This window comes from Flavobacterium galactosi, assembly GCF_048158585.1.
Lineage (GTDB): Bacteria > Bacteroidota > Bacteroidia > Flavobacteriales > Flavobacteriaceae > Flavobacterium > Flavobacterium galactosi.
Map to the genome: position 1 here is coordinate 13,825 of NZ_JBLNKV010000008.1, position 21,143 is coordinate 34,967.

Here is a 21,143-nt window from a genome sequence, read left to right on the forward strand (position 1 = left end):
GCAATCGATTACACAAACGTAAATATTAATTTCCAATTAACCAAAATAAAATCGATTAAAATATTATTCTTATAAAAAAAAACACTTATTAATACACTTATTATAAAATTACTGCTTTAAAACCACATTATTGCTATTAGTTCTTTATTAAAACAGCTACAAATACGAGTAATTGTTAAAACTTTATGCAATCGATAACATTAAACAAAAACAGACATAAAAAAACATTAATTTTGCTAATCTTAACAAACATTAATTCATTGTGAATAAAAAAACAACAATTTACGACATTGCGAAAAAACTTGATACAACTGCCGCTACGGTATCGCGGGCTTTAAATAATAATCCTAAAATAAGTGCCAGCACTCGTAAACTAGTTTTAGAAACAGCGGCTCAAATGAATTATAAACAAAACAAGCTGGCCTTAGCCCTACAAAGTGGCAAAAGTGGTAATATCGGTGTCATTGTACCACGTATCGACAGTAATTTTTTTGCTTCTGTTATTAGAGGAATTGAAGATGAATTACAACCTGAAGGGTATCATGTTATTATATGTCAAACACATGAAAATGAGAAAAGGGAAATCGAAAATATAAACACACTATTAAATGCACAAGTGGATGGTATTTTAATGTCTGCTTCCAATGTTTCTAAAGAGAACAATTCCATTATCAAAAGAGTTATTGAAAAAAATGTACCATTGATCTTTTTTGACAGAAAGAAAAATATCGATGGTGTTAGTTCTGTTACAATAAACGATTTTGAAGGAGCCTATTTGGCCACTAAACACCTTATCGGAGAAGGATGTACTAAAATTGCTCATTTAACAGGTGACCAATCTTTAGAAATTTATGAAAATCGAAATAACGGATACAAACAAGCCTTACTTGATAGTGGTTTCGAATACAATGAGGATTATATAATTCAAACAAAAAGTAGTGTTGAAGCAGGAAGACAGGCTGTAGAAAAATTATTAAAGTTAAAAAATCCGCCAAATGCCATATTCTCTTCGAGTGATTTTGCAGCTTTGGGAGCCATCCAGGAACTAAAAGAACAAGGGATAAGAATCCCAGAGGACTTTTGTGTGTTTGGTTTCGGTAACGAACCTTTTACAAAATTCATGGAACTTTCTATATCCTCAGTCGATCAATCTCCTATGGAAATGGGTAAAATGGCGGCAAAAGTATTCTTGGAACAAATAAACAGTACCGAAAAGTTTAAAATAGAGAAAAAGGTAGTGCTAAACCCCGAATTACATATTAGAAAATCATCCTTGAGACACGCTCTTTAATGACATAAAAAAAGTGTGAAGCTAAAAACTTCACACTTTTTTTATATTAAAAAATTAATTCCTCTTTTACAAAGAAACCCCTCTTTTCCAAGGAATAAAATCATTCTGATTTAAAATAGCTGCTTTGGTTTTAATAGTACCACTTGCTACATTTATAATAAATTCCAGCATTTCATCTGCCATTTCATTAATTGATTTTTCACCTGTGATAATTCCACCAGTGTCAATATCGATAATATCAGACATTTTTTGTGCTAATTGAGTGTTAGAAGATATTTTTACAACTGGCGCAATTGGATTTCCTGTCGGAGTTCCTAAACCTGTTGTAAACAATACCATATTCGCTCCGGAACCTACCATTGCCGTTGTACATTCTACGTCATTTCCAGGGGTACATAACAATGTAAAACCTGGTTCATTGATATATTCTCCATAATCGTAAACACCTACAATAGGGGAAGTTCCTCCTTTTTTAGCAGCACCCGCCGATTTCATGGCATCAGTAATCAAACCGTCTTTAATGTTACCTGGTGATGGATTCATATCAAATCCAGAACCGGCATCAACTACGGTTTTTTCATACCATTGCATTAATTCCAAGAAACGTTTTCCGTCTTTGTCATCCACACAACGGTTTACCAATTCTTGTTCTACACCACATAATTCCGGAAATTCAGAAAGAATTGTTGTTCCTCCTAAAGCAACCAAGTTATCCGATAAAACACCTAATGTTGGATTAGCAGAAATTCCAGAGAATCCATCCGAACCACCACACTCTAAACCAATCCTTAATTTTGATAATGGAGTAGGAGTTCTTTTAATTTTATTCGCTTCTTTTATAGCTGCGAAAGAGTCTTTGACAACCGTATTCAACATATCTTCAATAGTTCCAATTTGTTGTTGGTCGTAAATCAAAACCGGTTTATCACTGTTTGGATTAATGGCTTTCATCGCATCTTGAAAAATAGATATTTGCAAGTTTTGACAACCTAAACTCAAAACAGTAGCACCAGCCACGTTTGGATTGTTTACGTATCCAGCCAAAAGTTTCGCCAAAGAATGTGAATCCTGACGAATTCCACCACAACCCCCTTGATGCTGGATGAATTTTACTTCAATATTTTCAAACAAATCTACTTCGTTTGATTTTGTAACAACATCTTCAGCCCCTTTTTCAGTATTTACTAAAGAACGTAGCAACAATTGGTAATCGTTTTCTTTAGGTTTGGTTAGTTCTTTTTCGAAAATTCCTTTTAAGATTTCGATGTTTCTGTTTTCACAAAAAACCAATGGGAAGAATAACCAAACATTCTCCGTTCCTACTTGTCCGTCTGTTCTTTGGTATCCGTCAAAAGTTCTGTCTTTCCATTTAGTTACATCAGGAACAGTCCAACCGATAGTTTCCGTTTTAGCTGTTACTTTTGCGCTTTCGTGCTTTACATTTTCAGTAGAAAGTAATCCTCCTTTTGCAATTGGTGCACTTGCTTTACCTACTAAAACACCATACATAATAATTTTTTCTCCTATTTCAAAAGGATACATTGCAATTTTATGCTTCATTTTCACATCGGTCTCGATAGTGATATCTTCTCCTTCAAAGTTGATAACTTCGCCAGCTACTAGATTTACTAATGCAACAGCGACATTATCTGAAGGGTTTACTTTAATTAATTTTTTTTGCATGATCATAATTATATACTAATTGACTTATTTTCATATTGTTTGTTAAAGTTAACAAACCCATTTTCAACTCCATTTTCTTCAATTTCATTCAAAGCTAGCACTAAAGCTTCTGATAGCCCTTCAATTTTTGTTAAATCTTCACCCCAGAATTCGGTATTCGCTAAAATTGTAGCTACAACCAAATCTAAAGCTCCTAATTGCCAAGCATTTTTAAATGCTTCAACTATCTCCGGAGAATCTTTTACAGGCAATACTTCGTTATTCCAAGTTCCTTTGTAGAACTGAATTAAACAAGCTAATGAAAAAGTCAAATTCGTAGGCAGTTTTTTGTTTGCATTATAATATCCTAATAAACTTGGTAAAACTCTTACTTTGAATTTTGAGATAGAATTTAAAGCAATATCAGCCAGTGCATGTTTGATAAACGGATTTTTAAAACGGTCCATTACCTCTTCAGAATAGGCAATGATTTCATTTTTGTCCATATCCAGTGTTTCACTAATTTCACCAATAACGCTGTTGACGAATTTTCCGGTAAAATCTCCGTTAACGGTTTCCATTACTAATTTGTTACCGTGCAAAAGTGAAACTGGAACCATTGCTGTATGCGCACCGTTTAAAATACGAACTTTTATCATTTTAAAAGGTCGAATATCGTCAACAATTTTCACATTTAAATCTGTTTTATGAAAAGGCAACTTTTCTTTTAAAGCATCGCCGCCTTCAATAGCCCAAAGAAAGAATGGCTCGGCTGCAACAATTAAATTGTCTTGATAATCTAATTTGTTGTTGTATTCTTCAATCTCGGCTCTTGGATATCCAGGTACAATTCTGTCAACCAAAGTACTGTGGTATGTACACGCGTCTGATGCCCAAGTTTTGAATGAAGCGTCTAATTCCCATAAATCGCAATATTGCAAAATAATTTTTTTCAGCGTTTCAGAGTTATAATCAATCAATTCACAAGGAATAATCGTCAATCCTTTAGCAGCATCTCCTTTGAAATGTTTGAATCTTTCATATAATAAAACAGTCAGCTTTGCAGGAAATGAAACCGGTGGTTGCATATCCGGAGTATCACTTTCAATAAATTCAATTCCAGCTTCAGTGGTGTTTGAAACAATAAATTGAAGTTCATCTTCTTTGGCTAAAGCCAGATAATCTGCAAAATCAGTATATGGATTTATAGCTTTTATAATATTGGTAATCAACTCAATATCCTGTATTTTCTCCCCTTTTTTGATTCCATTCATAAACAAAGTGTAAAGACCATCTTGGTCATTAATCATGTTTACCATACCCTCTTTCAACGGCTGAACTATTGCAATTCCAGCATTAAAATCAACTTCTTTATTTAGTCTTTGAAAAGCGTAATCAACGAAAGCTCTTAAGAAATTACCTTCCCCAAATTGTACTACCTTTATTGGCAACTTCTTTTCTAATCCTAAATTTTTTCTATTTAATTTTTCCATTTTATATTTAAATAATTCGGTTTATATTTATGTTTTCGAACAAGCTTTGAAGCGAATTGCTCTTTTATTTTTTTCTAACTTTATCGATTATAGCTAAGGTTTCTTGTACTTTCAGCTTCAATCCATCATAATCTTTATTAGCCAAAATTTCATTGGAAATAAGTTGAGATCCAATTCCCACACAGGTTACACCAGCGTCAAACCAACCTTTTAAATTGTCCTCCGAAGTTGAAACACCTCCAGTAGGCATGATGCTCGTCCATGGGCAAGGTCCTTTTATTGCTTTTATAAAATTTGGCCCGTAGATATCTCCAGGGAATAATTTTACAATCTCACAACCCAATTCTTCTGCTCTGGCTATTTCGGTAAGGGTACCACAGCCCGGAGACCACAATACTTTTCGACGGTTACATGCAATCGCAATATCTTCCCTTAAAACTGGAGTAACTATAAAATTAGCTCCTAATTGCATATAAAGTGAAGCTGCTGCAGCATCCGTTATAGAACCAACTCCTAAGATCATTCCCGGTAATTCAGCTAATGCATATTTATTAAGCGCTCCAAAAATTTCAAAAGCGAAATCACCTCTACTGGTAAATTCCATCAGACGTGCTCCACCATCATAACAGGCTTTTACAATTTTTTTTCCTAGTTCAACATCGGTATGAAAAAACAAAGGAACCATTCCTGTTTTTGCCATTACGCTTGCTACTTCTATTCTTGAATATTTTGCCATAATTTTTTATTTATCTTGACACTAATCCGGCGGAATCACCATCTAGCATATTTTCAACTTCTTTTAAGGTAACTAAATTATAATCTCCTGCAATTGTATGTTTTAAACAACAAGCTGCAACTGCAAAATCTAACGCTCGTTGATCGTTATTTGGATATTCTAACAAACCATAAATTAATCCACCCATAAAGGCGTCTCCACTACCTACACGGTCTACCACAGGAGTCACTTCTTTTACAGCTGCATTATAAATGGTTTTACCGTCAAATAAAATACCTCCAATTCTTTGATGAGAAGCACTTACAGAATAACGCAATGTAGTTGCCACTGTTTTTAAGTTTGGACATAATTCAAACAACTTTGTATACAAAGCCGGAAGTGTTTTTTCATCTTGATAATTCGGATTCACTTTAGCTATACCTAACATAAAATAAGCCGTATCAATATCTCCTAAAATTACATTACTGTATTTCAATAACTCAGGCATCACCTCACTTGGGGTTTTACCATATTGCCATAATTTAGACCTGTAATTTAAATCGCATGAAATAGGAATGCCTAATTTATGAGCTATTTTAACCGCTTCTAAACAGGCTTCAGCAGCGCTCTCAGATATGGCTGGCGTAATACCACTCCAATGAAACCAAGTAGCACCTTCTAATACTTTTTCCCAATCAATAGCACCTTTTTCAATGGTTGCCATAGAACTATGAGCACGGTCATAAACTACATTACTTCCTCTGGTCCCAGCACCTGTTTCAAGAAAATAGATTCCTAAACGTTCTCCTCCATAAATTACATTTTTGGATTCTACGTTCATTTTTCGCATTTCTTTTAACGCGCAAGTTCCTATTTCATTATTGGGAAGCCTTGTTACAAACTCTGCATTTACACCATAATTAGCTAAAGAAACAGCCACATTAAATTCACCTCCACCATAGGAAGCTGTAAATGCTTTTGCTTGCTCAAAACGCAAATGTCTTTCTGTTGAAAGACGTAACATTATTTCGCCAAAAGAGACTACTTTATTCATTATATATAAAATTAAATGTTTGTCTATTTCATAAAATCTTCTCTTATAGGACTAAAAACGTCTATAAGCATCCCTTCTTCCAAGCAAACAACACCGTGTATTTTATCAGAAGGAATATAAAAGGAATCTCCTTTTTTTAATATTCTAGTTTCATCTTCAATAGTTACTTCAAATTTACCGTCGGCAATATGAGTAACTTGAGTGTGATAATGATTATGCAAAGGACCAATTGCTCCTTTATCAAATTTAACATTGACCATCATAACCCTATCATCAAATCCTACTATTTGACGCTGCACGCCTTCACCTACAACTTCCCATTCTGTTTCTTCTTCTTTAAAAAAAAGATTACTTTTTGCTAAATAGGTCATAATCTGGATGAAATTTAGTTATTTAAAGGATTAAAATTTAAAATACTCTTTGGCATTATTATAACTAATATCCGAAACCATCTTACCAATCCACTCAATATCATTAGGAAGTTCGCCTCTTTTAATTTCATCTCCTAAAAGATTACAAAGAATACGTCTGAAATATTCATGTCTTGGAAAAGACAAGAAGCTTCTTGAATCCGTTAGCATTCCAATAAAACAACTAATCAATCCCATGTTAGAAAGTGCGTTCAATTGTTTAGTCATTCCGTCTTTCTGGTCTAAAAACCACCATCCAGAACCAAATTGTACTTTCCCTTTTACGCTTCCATCATTAAAATTTCCAATCATGGTAGCCATAACTTCATTATCAGCAGGGTTCAGATTGTAAATAATTGTTTTTGTCAATTTATCTTTACTGTCTAAAGCATTTAAAAAACCTGATAATTTTTGTGCCTGTGGATAATCTCCAATAGAATCCCATCCTGTATCAGGGCCTAAAATTCTATGCATACGTGCATTATTATTTCTTAGTGCCCCTAAATGAAACTGCTGAACCCATCCATATTGATGGTACGTTTCACTTAAAAACAATAAAATAGCACTTTGAAACTTTAAAGCTTCCTCATTACTAATTACTTGATTTTCTCTTTTCTTTTTGAATATTGAATTTACTTCACTTTCTGTAAAGTTTTCAAAATAGATTTGGTCTAAACCATGGTCACAAAGTTTGCATCCATTTTTATCAAAATATTCAATTCTGTTTAGTAACGCTGTACACAAATCAGCATAAGAATTAATAGAAACACCCGCTACTTCACCTAAAGTATCTAAGTAAGCGTTATATCCATCATTTGAAATCAAAATAGCTTTATCTGGTCTAAAAGCGGTACTAACTTTAGTTTTAAAAGAACTTTTCGCCAGTTGTTGGTGGTATTCTAATGTATCGATTGGATCTTCAGTAGTACATACAAATTCTGCATTTACTTTTCGAAGCAAATTCTGAGTGCTATATTCTGCCGAATTTATTTTGGCGGAAGCTTCAAGATATATTTTCTCAGCAGATTTTTCGTTTAATAAATCATAAATATCAAAATAACGCGCCAGTTCTAGATGCGTCCAATGGTACAATGGATTACGCATTGTATACGGAACCGTTTTTGCCCAATTCATGAATTTATCTTTATCCGAACCGTTTCCTGTGATAAATTGTTCATTTATTCCCAGAGTACGCATCGCACGCCACTTGTAATGATCTCCATTTATCCACACATTTGTAATATTGTCGAAAATGGTATCTTCGGCAATATGTTGTGGTGATAAGTGGTTGTGATAATCAATAATAGGCTGATTTTTAGAATAATTATGATATAATTCTTCAGCGTATTTATTTTCTAATAAAAAATTATCGTTTATAAACTTTGTGCTCATTATAAATTTCTTAAATATTAATTTTCATTTGAAGGTTTTCCGATGGTAGCTAAAATCCCACCATCAACATATACAATTTGTCCATTAACAAAATCACTGGCTTTTGATGCTAAAAAGACGGCTGTACCTGCTAAATCTTCAGGATTACCCCAACGTGCAGCTGGTGTTCTATTAATTATAAAATCATTAAACGGATGCCCGTCAACTCGAATAGGTTCCGTTTGCGTTGTTGCAAAATATCCTGGACCAATTCCATTTACTTGCACATTGTATTTTGCCCATTCTGTGGCTAAATTTCGGGTAAGCATTTTCAAACCTCCTTTTGCCGCAGCATAAGCAGAAACACTATTTCTTCCCAATTCACTCATCATAGAGCAAATATTAATTATTTTACCTTCTTTTCGCTCAATCATTTGCTTAGCAACTAATTGTGACATAATAAAAGGTCCAACTAAATCTACATCTATCACTTTTCTAAAATCATTAACAGGCATTGTTATCGCCAATTCTCTCTTAATAATTCCAGCGTTATTGACCAATATATGAATCTCTCCTAACTCTTTGGTAATTAATTCAATATTTTCTGCAGCCGCTTTTTCATCAGTCACATCAAATAAATATCCAGACACAGTGTATCCTTTGCTCTTATAATACTCCAGCGCTTCTTCCATTTTACTTGGAGTCGTCCCTGTAATTACAAGCTCTGCTCCAGCAATTGCCAAACCTTCAGCCATTGCCAAACCTAAGCCGTGAGTTCCTCCGGTTATGAGCGCTCTTTTTCCTTTTAAGTTAAATAAATTCATCGTCAATTATCTTAATTCGTTAGGCGGACAAATATCCATATCACTATAATCTAAATTTTCTCCAGCCATTCCCCATACAAAAGAATAATTTGAAGTCCCTGCACCAGAATGAATGGACCACTCAGGAGACAAAACCGCTTGATGGTTTTGCATGAAAATATGTCTTGTGTTTTGAGGCTCACCCATAAAATGACAAATCGTTTGCGGTGCCTCTATATCAAAATAGAAATAAGCTTCCATACGTCTGTTGTGAGTGTGAGACGGCATTGTATTCCAAACATTACCTGGTAACAATTCCGTAATCCCCATTTGCAACTGACAGGTTTCAACTATACTATTTACTATTAGTTTATTTAAAACTCTTCTATTGGCAGTTTTTTCTTCTCCCAATTGAATGATTTCAGCATCTTCTCTTCCAATTTTTTTATTTGGAAACTTTTTATGCGCTGGTGCCGAATTAATATAAAATAAAGGTTGCTCCCCGTTTGCTCCAGAAAAAATAACTTCCTTACAACCTTGGCCTACATATAAAGCTTCTTTTTTTTGTAAATCATATTGCACACCGTCAACAGTCACCGTTCCGCTTCCTCCTACATTTATAATTCCCAATTCTCTTCTGTCTAAAAAGTTTTCAGATTTCAAATATGGAATCGTTTCTAATTTTAAACTTCCACCAACTGGCATTACACCACCTACAATATACCTATCATACATAGAATAAGTCAGTTGTATTTCATTTTCAACGAAAAGTTTTTCAATTAAAAATTGTTCTCTCAGTTCGTTTGTTCCATATTTATTTACGTCTGTAGGATTTGAGGCGTATCTAAAAGAAAAATTTGTCATAATAAATAGTTTATGTAATCGATTGCACAAATATACTTTTTAATTGTATTAATTTATATATATTTTATAAAAAAAATTGTTACAACTGTAAAAAAAACAACATAATTAGTATCATTTGATAAAATTTAAAGGAAATTATTTACAATTATATGATAAAACCAGCTTAATAAATAAGTTAAATTAAATATTCCTGATAATTTTGTCCATTATCCAACTGGTATGTAATCCTGATTGTCCACTGGAAGGGTGCTCCATATTTCCAAGCAAATGTTCCCGCATATTTTCAACGTGATAAAGCTGAACATTCTCCGGATGCTTTATAACTAATTCCACTTGGCTCTGTTTAGTAGTCATTCGAATTGGGTTTTCATCAAATACAGAAAACTCTATTTTGCCTTTACTGCCCATAATTTGAACATGGTCTTCCCGAATTCCGGAACCAAAATTCCAACTACCTGTCCCTGTAATTCCAGATTCATGAACCCAACAAGCAGTTACTGCATCATTTGCAGTATACAATCCCTGTTGATTAATAGTAAAACCAGATACATCTTTGATAGTACCCAACAAGTGCACGAATAAGTCTAAACCATGACTGCCTAAATCATCAAAATAGCCACTTTGTGCTACTTTAGAATCTGTTCTCCAATTGTAATTCCCTGACAAATCAACATCAGATGCCGGCGTGCTTAAATTCCAGCTAATGTATCTAACATCGCCTATCTCATTAGCATCAAGCCACTTTTTTACTTGATTGAACCTTGGCAATGAACGTCTGTAATAAGCCACAAATAAAGGAATATCCTTTTCCTTAAATGCGTTGTAAATTATCAGACTATCTTCATAAGTTGGCGCCATTGGTTTTTCAATACAGCATAATTTTCCGGCCTGAGCCACTTTAAGTCCATAAAATTTATGAGAATCAGGAGGAGTAGCGATATAAATTGCATCAATTTCAGGATCATTAATTAAACTATCCGCATCTGAATAGGATTTCTCAATCCCATGTCTTTTTGCATAATCCGCACTTTTAAGCACATCCCGTCTCATTACAGCTGAAAGCTCAAACCCTTTAGTTTTTTGGTACGCTGGCCCACTTTTTATTTCAGTGACATTACCACAACCAATTATACCCCAACGAATTATTTTTGATTTCAGATCTATATTCTCCATTCCTTTTTATTTAAAATTATCCTATTTTATAAAAAACAGGACTAAACTAAGCATTTAAATTTTATTACTCTTAAACACAAAAAAAGGACAAAGCATTCGCTTTGTCCTTTTTTTTAATTTTTTATTTCTCTAAATTGCCATTTACCAATCTCCAAATATTTAAGGGATTTCCATTTCTGAGTGCAATAGGCAATAGCATATCCGGATAATCTTGATAACATATTGGTCTGGCAAAACGCTTAATTGCATTTGTACCTACTGATGTTGTTTGGGAAGCTGTAGTAGCAGGATATGGTCCTCCGTGCACCATGGAATGGCAAACCTCAACACCCGTTGGATAGCCGTTAATTAAAATCCTTCCTACTTTTAATTCCAAGATATCAAATAATTCTCTGAATTCAACAAAATCAGCATCAGTGCCGTGGATTGTTGCCGTAAGATGTCCTTCAAGATTTCTGGCGGCATCCAGAATCTGTTCTTTTGTTTGTGCTTCTACAATTATGTTTGACGGACCAAAATTCTCTTCTGCCAGTTCCTGATTTTGAAAGAACGTTGCTATTGATGTTTTAAAAATCCTTGCTTCGGCACTATTTAGCGACTCCACTGATTTTCCAGTAGCAATTACTTCAATAGTATCAATTTCCAAAGTGCTTTTGATTTTTTTATCGTAGGCTGCATTAATTCCCGCCGTTAACATTGTTGAAGCAGGGACTTCATTTATTTTAGAAATTAAGTCCGCAATAAATTTATCGGCAGCATCCGATTGCTGAACAAATGTCAAGCCTGGGTTCGTACAAAATTGTCCAACCCCTTGCGTTATTGACCCAGCCATTCCTGCTGCAATCGCTTCTGCTTTTTCTTTAAGGATTCCCGGCAAAATAAAAACTGGATTTGTACTTCCCATTTCGGCAAAAACAGGGATAGGTTCTGATCTTGTGTTTGCGATATCAAATAATGCTTTTCCACCTTTAAATGAACCTGTAAATCCAACTGCTTTTATTCCTGAATGTTTCACTAAAGCCTCACCTACTTCATTAGTATTTCCTTGTACTAATGAGAAAACACCTTTAGGCATTCCGCAAGTGTTCATCGCTTTTTCTATAGCACCGGCAACCATTGCTGATGTTCCAGGATGTGCGGGATGCGCTTTTACAACAACAGGACAACCTGCTGCCAAAGCGGATACGGTATCTCCTCCTGCTACAGAAAATGCCAAGGGAAAATTACTCGCTCCAAATACTGCTACAGGACCCAAAGGCAATAACATATGTCGGATATCTGATTTAGGTAACGGAGCTCTGTCCGGAATAGCCGTATCAACACGAGCGTCTACCCAAGAACCTTCTCTTACAACGGAAGCAAATAAATTTAATTGACCAATAGTTCTTCCTCTTTCACCCTGTAATCTTGCCAATGGCAACGCGGTTTCCAAATGACATCTTTCTAAAAGAGCATCTCCAAGGTTTAAAATTTCTTCCCCAATACGCTCTAAGAAATTAGCGATACTGTCTTTATCTTTCTTTCTGTAAACATCAAAAGCTTTAACAGCTTTTTCTACCACAGCATCAATCTGGCTTTCCGTTGAATTTATAAACTCTCCGTCCAATAATTCATTGTTGGTTGGATTTACTGCGTAGAATTTTCCAAGATTACTCATTTGTATTTTTTTATAGGATTTATTAACTTCTGCAAATAGCAGCGGTTAAAGAAAATTAGCTTTTTGAGAGACTTTATATTAATTCAGAAGTTCTTCTTCTTTATCAATAATTTTTTGAAGTTCCAATAATTCCTCCGCTGAAGGCATGATTAATGGCGCACGAACATCTCCCGCACTTTTGCCTATTAATTGACAACCTGCTTTAATCAAACTCACAGAATACCCTTGATTTTTACTTCTTAAGCGAATAAAAGGAACAAAAAATTCTTTTATTATTCGGTTGACTTTTTCAGTATCCCCCGCTCTAAGTGACTTATAAAAATGATTTGCCAATTTTGGAACAAAATTAAATACTGCTGAAGAATACGTATTTACCCCAATTGACAGATACGCTTCCGAAATAATTTCTGCAGTTGGTACGCCTCCAATATAAACTAAGCGGCTTCCTATTGATTTAATTGTAACATTTAATTCTTCTATGTTTCCGGTTCCGTCTTTCAAAGCAATAAAATTTGGACATAAATCTGCCAATTTTTTGATCTGTTCGCCTGACAAGACCCCATTACCACGGTTATAATAAATCACCGGTAATTTTGTGTTTTGCATTATCGTTTTGGCATACTCCACTATTCCGCTTTGAGGGCATTCTGTTAAATAAGGTGGCATTAGAAGCAAAGCATCAATACCGGCCTCTTCTGCTATTTTTGCAAACTCTATGGCTTCGGGAATACTTCTTCCAACACTTGAAACAGTTGGTACTCTTCCATTAACAATTTTAGAAGTTATGCCAACGATTTGTTTGTATTCTTCCTTAGATAAGGAAAAAAATTCACCTGTCCCCCCTGCTACAAAAACAGCTGAAACTTCATGGCTTACAAACCATTCCAATCTGTCGGCAAAAGTGACTGCGTTAAACTGACCATTTTCATCCATATCCGTTATTGGAAAAGATAATAATCCATCACGTAATGCATTTTCAATTCTTGTATAAGATAATTCCATTGTAAATAATGTTTAAAAATTTATATTCAATTTCTATGTCAGTGGTCCTGGATTAAACAAAACCAAATCATTGTGCAATCCTAATATATCGCAGGCAACCTTTTTCTTTCCGCTGGCTACATCCAGAATTAAGAAAAATAATTCCCAACCCATTTCTTCAATTGTTTTTTCACCTGATGCAATCTGTCCTGCATCCAAATCAATTAAATCAAACCATCTTTGACTTAATTTAGAATTTGACCCCACCTTAATAACGGGAACCATCGACAAGCCATAAGGTGTTCCTCTACCCGTCATAAACACATGCATATTCATCCCTGATGCCAATTGCAGCGTACCACAAACAAAATCACTGGCGGGTGTTGCAGCAAAAGACAATCCTTTTTTACGAATTTTTTCACCAGGTCCAAGTACATCCACTATTGGACTTTTCCCTGATTTTGCAATAGATCCCAACGCTTTTTCTACTATTGTACTCAAACCACCTAATTTGTTACCCGGTGTTGTATTTGCACTTCGATCTACCTGACCTTGCAAAAGGTAATCATCATACCATTTCATTTCATCCAAAAGTGCTCTTCCCACTGTAGGATTAATTGTTCTTGGGACTAATAAATGAATGGCATCCCTCACTTCGGTTACTTCGGAAAACATAACGCTTCCGCCCGCTCGTACTATTAAATCTGTAGCAAACCCTGCAGCTGGATTAGCTGTCAAACCTGAAAAGGCATCACTTCCTCCACATTGCATTCCTACAACTAAATCTGAGGCAGGACAAGTTTCTCTTTTACGTTTGTTTAAGCTTTTTAAATGGGTTTCGGCAGTTTTCATAATTCCCTTCACCATATCATTAAATCCATGAAAGGATTCATCTTGCATATAGGTTATACTGGTAAATTCATCAGAATCGTCATTGTTTTTAGGCAAAAGGCTTTCAGGCCTTAATTTTTCACATCCTAATCCTATAATCATTATTCCTCCTCCAAAATTTGGATTTGCTGCAATATTCTTAATGGTCCTAATTGGAACAATTGCTGCAGGTGCATTGATAGCCACACCACATCCATAAGAATGATTGAGTGCTACAACATCATCTACATTTGGATATAAGGGAAGTAATTCTTGTTTAATTTTCTTTACCAGATGTTCGGTTAAACCGGCCACACATTGAACACTGGTGGTGATCCCTAAAACATTCTTGGTTCCTACACTACCGTCTGAATTTCGAAACCCTTCGAAAGTATATCCTTCCAAAGGTTCTACAGCAGCAATACTGTTCTCTGATAAGGAAATAAATTGCAAATCAGGAGGATTCGGCAAGTCCATTTTAGACTCCTCTATCCATTCTCCTTGCTTAACTAATTTATTTGCATATCCAATAGTTTGACCGTATCGGATAATTTCTCCACCTTTATTTATATCGGATAATGCAACCTTATGTCCCGATGGAATATACTGTAACAACTTTATTCCGTCCTGAAGTAAAGTTCCTTCAGCTAAACCAAGAGTATTAGCCACAATTCCCACATTATCTAATGGAGTAGTTTTAATTACTATGTTATTTGTTGCTTGCATTTAAATAAAAGGTAAAAATTTTGAAAGAATCATAATTAGAATTAAACCCGAAAATCCCATAACCATTGACAGAAAAGAAAAATGACGAATCGTTTCCTTTTCTTCCATCGCACACATTTCGGTTACAATCCAGAAAGCACTGTCATTCATCCAAGTGAATATTTTGGAGCCACAACCTATAGCCAAGGCTACATAAACTGGATTAAATTCCAGACCTGTGCTACTAATACCACTCATAACTCCCGCAGCTGTTACCATCGCAACCATTGCTGAACCTTGTACCGTTCGAACTGCAGCCGTTATAAAAAATGCTAAAGGCAAAACAGCCATCTGATAACTTGCCGCCAAACCTCCTAAACTAATTCCGATTCCTGTCTGCTCCAGCATCTTACCAAATACACCTCCTGAAGTGGTTATCAGGATAATCACTCCGGCACTACTTATAGACTCGGTGATTACTTTTTGAAAACTCTTAGTATCCTTCAGCCTTGACCATAATAAAAATACCGCTATTGCTGCAGAAATTGCCAATGCAATATTAGGATCCCCTAAAATAGCAAAAGCCGAATTCCAGTACTTTTCAAACGAACTCAAACTGGCCTGATCTACTTTGCTTGACATTTCAGAAAAAGTATTGACCGTAATTAAAATTAAGGGCAGTATGACCGGCATAACAGAAATCCATAAACCTGGCAATTCTGAATTGTCTTTTTCGGCTAAAGTTTTCAGATCATCAATACTGATATCTGGAGTATCCCGCATCGGTAAATTCCATCTTTTATTAGCCCAAAGTGCATAAACATACCCACACAAACTAGTGAATATCCCAACAATAAACCCTCCCATAATCATGGTTCCGGTATCAATACCTAAGGCTTGAGCAACAAACAATGGCCCTGCAGCTGGCGGCACCAAGGAATGCGCCATAACTCCACCGGCAATAACCATCATTAAATAAAGACTGTATTTTTTAGGACTGTGGATTCCTAAACTTTTTATCAAAGGCAACATCAGATAAAATACGGTTTGGAAGAATACCGGAATTGCCAATAAAAAACTACCGCACATTAAAGCCAATGAAGCATTCTTCTTTCCAAACAATCCCAAGAAACTGCGCACTATACGCTCAGCACCGCCACTTTTCATCAAACAAGCTCCAATAATAGAACCTAAAGCGATTAAAATTCCTATTTTTCCACTGGTATTCCCAAAGGCGTCCGCTAATCGTTTTCCAATCCCCTCGTTTGACAACGACTGAGAATCTTGGATTGACATTCCTTTATGAATCGCATATTCATAAATAAGGTCTGAAGAAGTCAACAAACCGGTAACTAAGGCTGCGAGTAACAAAGAAATAACAGCATGTAGCTTTAATACGATGATGCAAAAAAGGACTACTAAAGTTCCTATTAAAATGATAAAAATTGGATCCATATAATAAATTAATTACTTTATTTATCTAAATTTAATTTGTTTCTGTGAAATTCTATTTTACTGCAAATTTGGTTTCATTGAAAATTATTGCGACAAAAATTTTCATTTCAATCCCTTAAGTTGAATTGAAAACAAGTCGCTTTTCAATAAATATAAATTATAGGTTTAAACCTCAGAATAGCACCAATTATGGCGTACTCTAAGTTTTCAATCAGTAAAAAGCGGCTTATAATGAACTAAATATTACAAATCCGTAATTGGAGCATATTTAGGAACTAGTGATTTCATTACAATCCAACCTGTTAAGTAACAAACCGCACAAATAGAGAAAATGATAAAGTACCCAGCTTCAATCCCTTGAAAGCCCATAAAAGCCATATTAGTTTCTTTGGTATAATCAAATAACAGTCCCGAACCTTTGTTGATCATAGTAGAGCCAATACCTCCAGCTAAACCACCAATACCTGTAATGGTAGCGATTGCCTTTTTCGGGAACATATCTCCAACAGTTGTAAAGATATTTGCTGACCAAGATTGATGGGCTGCACCTGAAATACCAATTATAATTACTGGCAACCAATAACTAATATGCCCCAAGGGTTGAGCAATTAATGCTAATAATGGAAAGAATGCAAAAATTAACATGGCTCTCATTCTACCTTCATAAGGATTCATTCCTTTTTTTTCCACAAAATAAGTTGGCAACCAACCTCCAATAATAGAAAGCAAGGTAATCATGTATAAAACAAATAATGGTAAAGCGGCTTCAGTAGAATCCATTCCGTACACTGAACTTAAATAAGCAGGAGTCCAGAATAAGAAAAACCACCACACACCATCTGTCATAAACTTACCAAAAGCGAAAGCCCAAGTTTGCTTATACTTGAAACAATCCATAAGAGAAACTTTGGTAGCCGTTTCAGGCACGTATCCTTCAAGTTTACTATCGGCAATATCATCTTGCTGGATATATTCTAGTTCAGCAGAACTAACTTTTGTATGGTTTTCAGGTTTATCATACATAAAAACCCAAAATCCCATCCAAACAAAACCTAAGGCTCCTATAATAATAAACGCCATTTCCCAACCAAAAGATTTTGCAATAAATGGTATAGATATTGGCGCGGCTAATGCGCCAACGGTGGCACCCGCATTAAAGATGCTTGTAGAGAATGCTCTGTCTTTTTTTGGGAAATATTCAGCTGTTGTTTTAATAGCGGCAGGGAAATTTCCAGCCTCACCTACAGCCAAAACAAAACGAGCAAAAATAAATAAGGTAACACTCACATTAATTACCATCCCGGTATCATTAACATTGCGAATTAATTCTTTCGCTTCTTCAAAACCAACGAACCATTCACCCGTTATTATCCCTGCGGTTGCAATACCGCAAAATGCATGTAAACAAGCTCCTATAGACCATATTCCGATAGCCCAAAGAAATCCTTTTTTAGTATCTAACCAATCCACAAATCTTCCTGCAAATAATAAAGATACTGCATAAAAAATCGAAAATAATGCCGTAATATTTCCATAATCATTGTTGGTCCAATGGAATTCAGGGGCAATAAAATCGCTCCATGTTAAAGAAAGCACTTGTCTGTCCAAGTAATTGATGGTAGTTGCAAAAAAAAGCAAACCACAAATTGACCAGCGGTAGTTACCAATAGCTTTATTCTTTTCGTTCATAATTTCAATTATTTATAGAAAGTTAAAATATTAAATTAGTTTTGATTACATCTTGATTTACTAAAATCGCTCCAATAGAACTGAACATCCCTTAAAAACAAAGCATTGTCCTAACACTAATCTAGTTAGACCGTTTTACATGAAACTTTAAATCGAATTAATACGTAATGTAATCGATTGCACAAATATACTTTTTAATATTTATATTCCAAACTTTTTAAATATTATTTTAAATTTGTAGCTTAAATAAACATATAATATAAAAAAAACATTGTTAAATTAAACATTTTAAAAAATAAATGTTAAAGATAAAATTTACATAAAATTAGTTAATTCAAATAAATCGGACCGTAGTTGAAATTATATATTCCACAAAATCAGACAAGTAAAGCGCTTTATTTTTGTAATAAAAACAAGGTTTTACTCTTTTAAGAAGAAAAAAATCATTCTTTTTCCTTTTCAGCTTCTTACTAAACAGAGTCTTTCGAGGCTTAGAAAGGGGTAAAAACAAAACAAAACCATCAACACGCATATACTAAAGTGTCATATTTACATTTGTAAGTATTGCACAATCCAATCTTATTTTTACATTTGTAATTGTCATTTTGACTTTTTTACAAATAACAGTGACACCATAAATACTAATTACAAGAAAAAAATGAAGAGATTAAAAGGAATAACTTGGAATCACACCAGAGGCTTGTTACCAATGGTAGCAACAGCTCAGCGTTTTACCGAACTAAATCCAGGAATCGAGATTAGCTGGGAAAAAAGGAGTTTACAAGAATTCGCAGATGCTTCCATAGAAGATTTAGCCAAAAAATTCGACCTGCTGGTTATTGACCATCCATGGACGGGTTTTGGAGCACAAACAAATGCTATCCTTCCGCTATCGGATTACCTTTCTCCAGATTATATAAAGGACCAAGAAATAAATACTGTTGGCCGTTCTTATGGAAGCTATGTTTTTAGCGATAAACTATGGGCATTACCAATAGACGCGGCAACTCCGGTAGCAGCGGCTCGATTGGATATTATAGAGAAACAAGGATTAAAAGTTCCTCAAACTTATGCCGATTTATTGGCTTTAGCCAAAAAAGGATTGGTGGCTTTTGCCGGAATTCCAGTTGATGTGTTAATGAGTTTCTACATGTATTGCTGCAGTCTTGGCGAAGCTCCTTTTCAATCTGAAGAAAAAGTGATTTCTCCAGAAACAGGAAAAAAGGCATTACGAATGTTTAGAGAATTAGCACAATTAATTGATGTCACTAATTTTAACAGGAATCCCATTCAGGTTTATGAAGCCATGGTAAACTCGGACGAAATAGCCTACTGCCCTTTTGCATATGGATATTCCAATTATTCCAGAATAGGGTACAGCAGAAAACTGCTTCATTTTTATGATTTGGTAAGTCTAGAAAACCAACCTATGATTAGCTCATTAGGAGGTACAGGTTTAGCAGTTTCCTCCTTTAGTGAACATATTCCCGAAGCAATTAAATATGCGGAATTCACAGCTTCATCACAAGTTCAACAAAATATATTTTCCGACAATGGCGGACAACCAGGTCACTTACAAGCTTGGAAAAGTGACAGAATCAATCAATTGACCCACGACTATTTTAAAAACACTTTGCCAGCCTTGGAGCGAGCTTTCTTGCGTCCAAGATATTCCGGACACATGTATTTTCAAGATTATGCAGGCGATGTTGTTCGTGATTACTTGATGAATGGCGGAAACGAAGACGTTGTTTTGTCAGCATTAAATGCGCTTTATGTGAAGTCTTTAAACTTACAAACTACATGAAACCATTAGAAGGATTAGTAGTATTAGAATTTTGCCAGTTTTTGGCAGGTCCGTCAGCGGGATTAAAATTAGCCGATTTAGGAGCAAGAGTAATAAAAATTGAACGCCCTGTAAAAGGGGAAGCCTGCAGACAACTCAGCATCAAAGATCTTTTTGTTGACGAAAGCAGCTTGTTGTTTCACACAATAAATAGAAATAAAGAATCTTTTGCCGCCGACCTCAAAAATCCGGAGGATTTGGTTTTAGTGAAAAAACTTATCGCCAAAGCAGATATTATGACCCATAATTTTAGACCGGGCGTAATGGATAAAATAGGTTTAACTTTTGCGGACGCATTAACTATTAATCCCAAAGTAATATATGGAACAATCACTGGTTACGGCGAGAAGGGTCCATGGGCTAAAAAACCCGGGCAAGATTTACTTTTACAATCCCTATCCGGACTAAGCTGGTTAAGTGGCAGGAAAAGTCAGGGACCCGTTCCTTTTGGTTTAGCAGTAGCCGATTTAATGTGTGGCAACCATTTTGTACAAGGAATTTTAACCGCATTACTCAAAAGAGCAAAGACAGGAAAAGGAGTTTTGGTAGAAGTGAGTTTACTGGAATCTGTTTTGGATATACAGTTCGAATCGATTACCTCCTTTTTGAATGATGGTGGACAATTGCCAGAAAGAGGAGATGTTAAAGGAAGTGCACATGCCTTTCTAAGCGCCCCCTACGGAATTTATCAAACCCAAGATGGCTATATATCATTGGCCATGGGAAATTTACTTTTCATCGGGACACTTCTAGAAATAGATTTAAAAGAATATACCGACAAGCACCAATGGTTTGCTTCGAGAGATGAAATAAGAGAATTATTGAGTGCCAGACTAAGTACTCAAACATCTGAATATTGGTTAAACTTATTACAAAGCAAAGGGGTTTGGTGCGGAAAAGTACTGGATTACAACGACTTAAACAATCAGTCTTTTGTGAATGATTTGCAATTGAAACAAACCGTAAAAAATTCGGCTGGAGCAACATTGGTCACTACCAGAAGTCCTATTCAATTGGACGGCGAAATTTTAACTAGCTCGAAAGCTGCGCCTAAAGTTGGAGAAGACAATTTACAAATACACCAACAATTTTTAAACTATTAAA

General features: G+C 35.1%; 17 protein-coding genes. 3 read left to right on the top strand and 14 right to left on the bottom strand.

Features of this window, described 5'->3' with window-relative positions; translation table 11 throughout:
* Positions 1 to 262 precede the first annotated feature (262 nt).
* Positions 263 to 1,291 carry a LacI family DNA-binding transcriptional regulator gene (locus ACM55M_RS15750; protein ID WP_416858634.1) on the top strand — a complete coding sequence of 343 codons (1,029 nt, stop codon included), beginning with the start codon at positions 263 to 265 and terminating at the stop codon, positions 1,289 to 1,291.
* A gap of 66 nt (positions 1,292 to 1,357) precedes the next feature.
* On the opposite strand, the gene ACM55M_RS15755 is transcribed toward ACM55M_RS15750, so the two are convergent.
* The 14 genes from ACM55M_RS15755 to ACM55M_RS15820 form a co-directional block, all read right to left on the bottom strand.
* Positions 1,358 to 2,974, bottom strand: a complete 1,617-nt coding sequence (locus ACM55M_RS15755; protein ID WP_416858635.1) for a UxaA family hydrolase — start codon at positions 2,972 to 2,974, stop codon at positions 1,358 to 1,360.
* Between the two features lie 8 nt (positions 2,975 to 2,982).
* A complete protein-coding gene (locus ACM55M_RS15760) occupies positions 2,983 to 4,446 on the bottom strand; it encodes a tagaturonate reductase (protein WP_416858636.1) in 1,464 nt (487 codons plus the stop codon).
* A 64-nt stretch (positions 4,447 to 4,510) separates the two neighbouring features.
* The gene (locus ACM55M_RS15765) at positions 4,511 to 5,182 is read right to left on the bottom strand and encodes a bifunctional 4-hydroxy-2-oxoglutarate aldolase/2-dehydro-3-deoxy-phosphogluconate aldolase (protein WP_416851123.1); all 672 of its coding nucleotides are present in this window, start codon (positions 5,180 to 5,182) and stop codon (positions 4,511 to 4,513) included.
* A gap of 10 nt (positions 5,183 to 5,192) precedes the next feature.
* A complete protein-coding gene (locus ACM55M_RS15770) occupies positions 5,193 to 6,215 on the bottom strand; it encodes a PfkB family carbohydrate kinase (RefSeq protein ID WP_416858637.1) in 1,023 nt (340 codons plus the stop codon).
* A gap of 23 nt (positions 6,216 to 6,238) precedes the next feature.
* Complete coding sequence (locus ACM55M_RS15775; RefSeq protein ID WP_416858638.1) at positions 6,239 to 6,586, bottom strand: cupin domain-containing protein; 348 nt, start codon at positions 6,584 to 6,586, stop codon at positions 6,239 to 6,241.
* Positions 6,587 to 6,616: 30 nt separating this feature from the next.
* A complete protein-coding gene (gene uxaC, locus ACM55M_RS15780; protein WP_416858639.1) occupies positions 6,617 to 8,017 on the bottom strand; it encodes a glucuronate isomerase in 1,401 nt (466 codons plus the stop codon).
* Positions 8,018 to 8,034: 17 nt separating this feature from the next.
* Entirely contained in the window at positions 8,035 to 8,820 is a 786-nt protein-coding gene (locus tag ACM55M_RS15785; RefSeq protein WP_416851127.1) for a gluconate 5-dehydrogenase, read from the bottom strand.
* A 6-nt stretch (positions 8,821 to 8,826) separates the two neighbouring features.
* Positions 8,827 to 9,663: a 5-dehydro-4-deoxy-D-glucuronate isomerase gene (kduI, locus tag ACM55M_RS15790; protein ID WP_416858640.1), complete on the bottom strand. Its 837-nt coding sequence runs from the start codon at positions 9,661 to 9,663 to the stop codon at positions 8,827 to 8,829.
* A 180-nt stretch (positions 9,664 to 9,843) separates the two neighbouring features.
* Complete coding sequence (locus ACM55M_RS15795; protein WP_416858641.1) at positions 9,844 to 10,836, bottom strand: Gfo/Idh/MocA family protein; 993 nt, start codon at positions 10,834 to 10,836, stop codon at positions 9,844 to 9,846.
* 121 nt (positions 10,837 to 10,957) lie between these two features.
* Positions 10,958 to 12,493, bottom strand: a complete 1,536-nt coding sequence (locus ACM55M_RS15800) for an aldehyde dehydrogenase (NADP(+)) (protein ID WP_416858642.1) — start codon at positions 12,491 to 12,493, stop codon at positions 10,958 to 10,960.
* Positions 12,494 to 12,571: 78 nt separating this feature from the next.
* Positions 12,572 to 13,495, bottom strand: a complete 924-nt coding sequence (locus tag ACM55M_RS15805) for a 5-dehydro-4-deoxyglucarate dehydratase (RefSeq protein ID WP_416858643.1) — start codon at positions 13,493 to 13,495, stop codon at positions 12,572 to 12,574.
* Positions 13,496 to 13,528: 33 nt separating this feature from the next.
* Positions 13,529 to 15,070 carry a galactarate dehydratase gene (gene garD, locus ACM55M_RS15810; RefSeq protein WP_416858644.1) on the bottom strand — a complete coding sequence of 514 codons (1,542 nt, stop codon included), beginning with the start codon at positions 15,068 to 15,070 and terminating at the stop codon, positions 13,529 to 13,531.
* The gene (locus tag ACM55M_RS15815; protein WP_416858645.1) at positions 15,071 to 16,504 is read right to left on the bottom strand and encodes a GntP family permease; all 1,434 of its coding nucleotides are present in this window, start codon (positions 16,502 to 16,504) and stop codon (positions 15,071 to 15,073) included. It abuts the gene before it with no gap.
* A 243-nt stretch (positions 16,505 to 16,747) separates the two neighbouring features.
* Positions 16,748 to 18,193: an MFS transporter gene (locus ACM55M_RS15820; protein WP_416858646.1), complete on the bottom strand. Its 1,446-nt coding sequence runs from the start codon at positions 18,191 to 18,193 to the stop codon at positions 16,748 to 16,750.
* A gap of 658 nt (positions 18,194 to 18,851) precedes the next feature.
* On the opposite strand from ACM55M_RS15820, the gene ACM55M_RS15825 reads away from it, so the two are divergent.
* Positions 18,852 to 20,000 carry an ABC transporter substrate-binding protein gene (locus ACM55M_RS15825; RefSeq protein ID WP_416858647.1) on the top strand — a complete coding sequence of 383 codons (1,149 nt, stop codon included), beginning with the start codon at positions 18,852 to 18,854 and terminating at the stop codon, positions 19,998 to 20,000.
* Positions 19,997 to 21,142 carry a CaiB/BaiF CoA transferase family protein gene (locus ACM55M_RS15830; RefSeq protein ID WP_416858648.1) on the top strand — a complete coding sequence of 382 codons (1,146 nt, stop codon included), beginning with the start codon at positions 19,997 to 19,999 and terminating at the stop codon, positions 21,140 to 21,142. Before ACM55M_RS15825 ends, ACM55M_RS15830 begins: the two co-directional genes overlap by 4 nt.
* Position 21,143 lies beyond the last annotated feature (1 nt).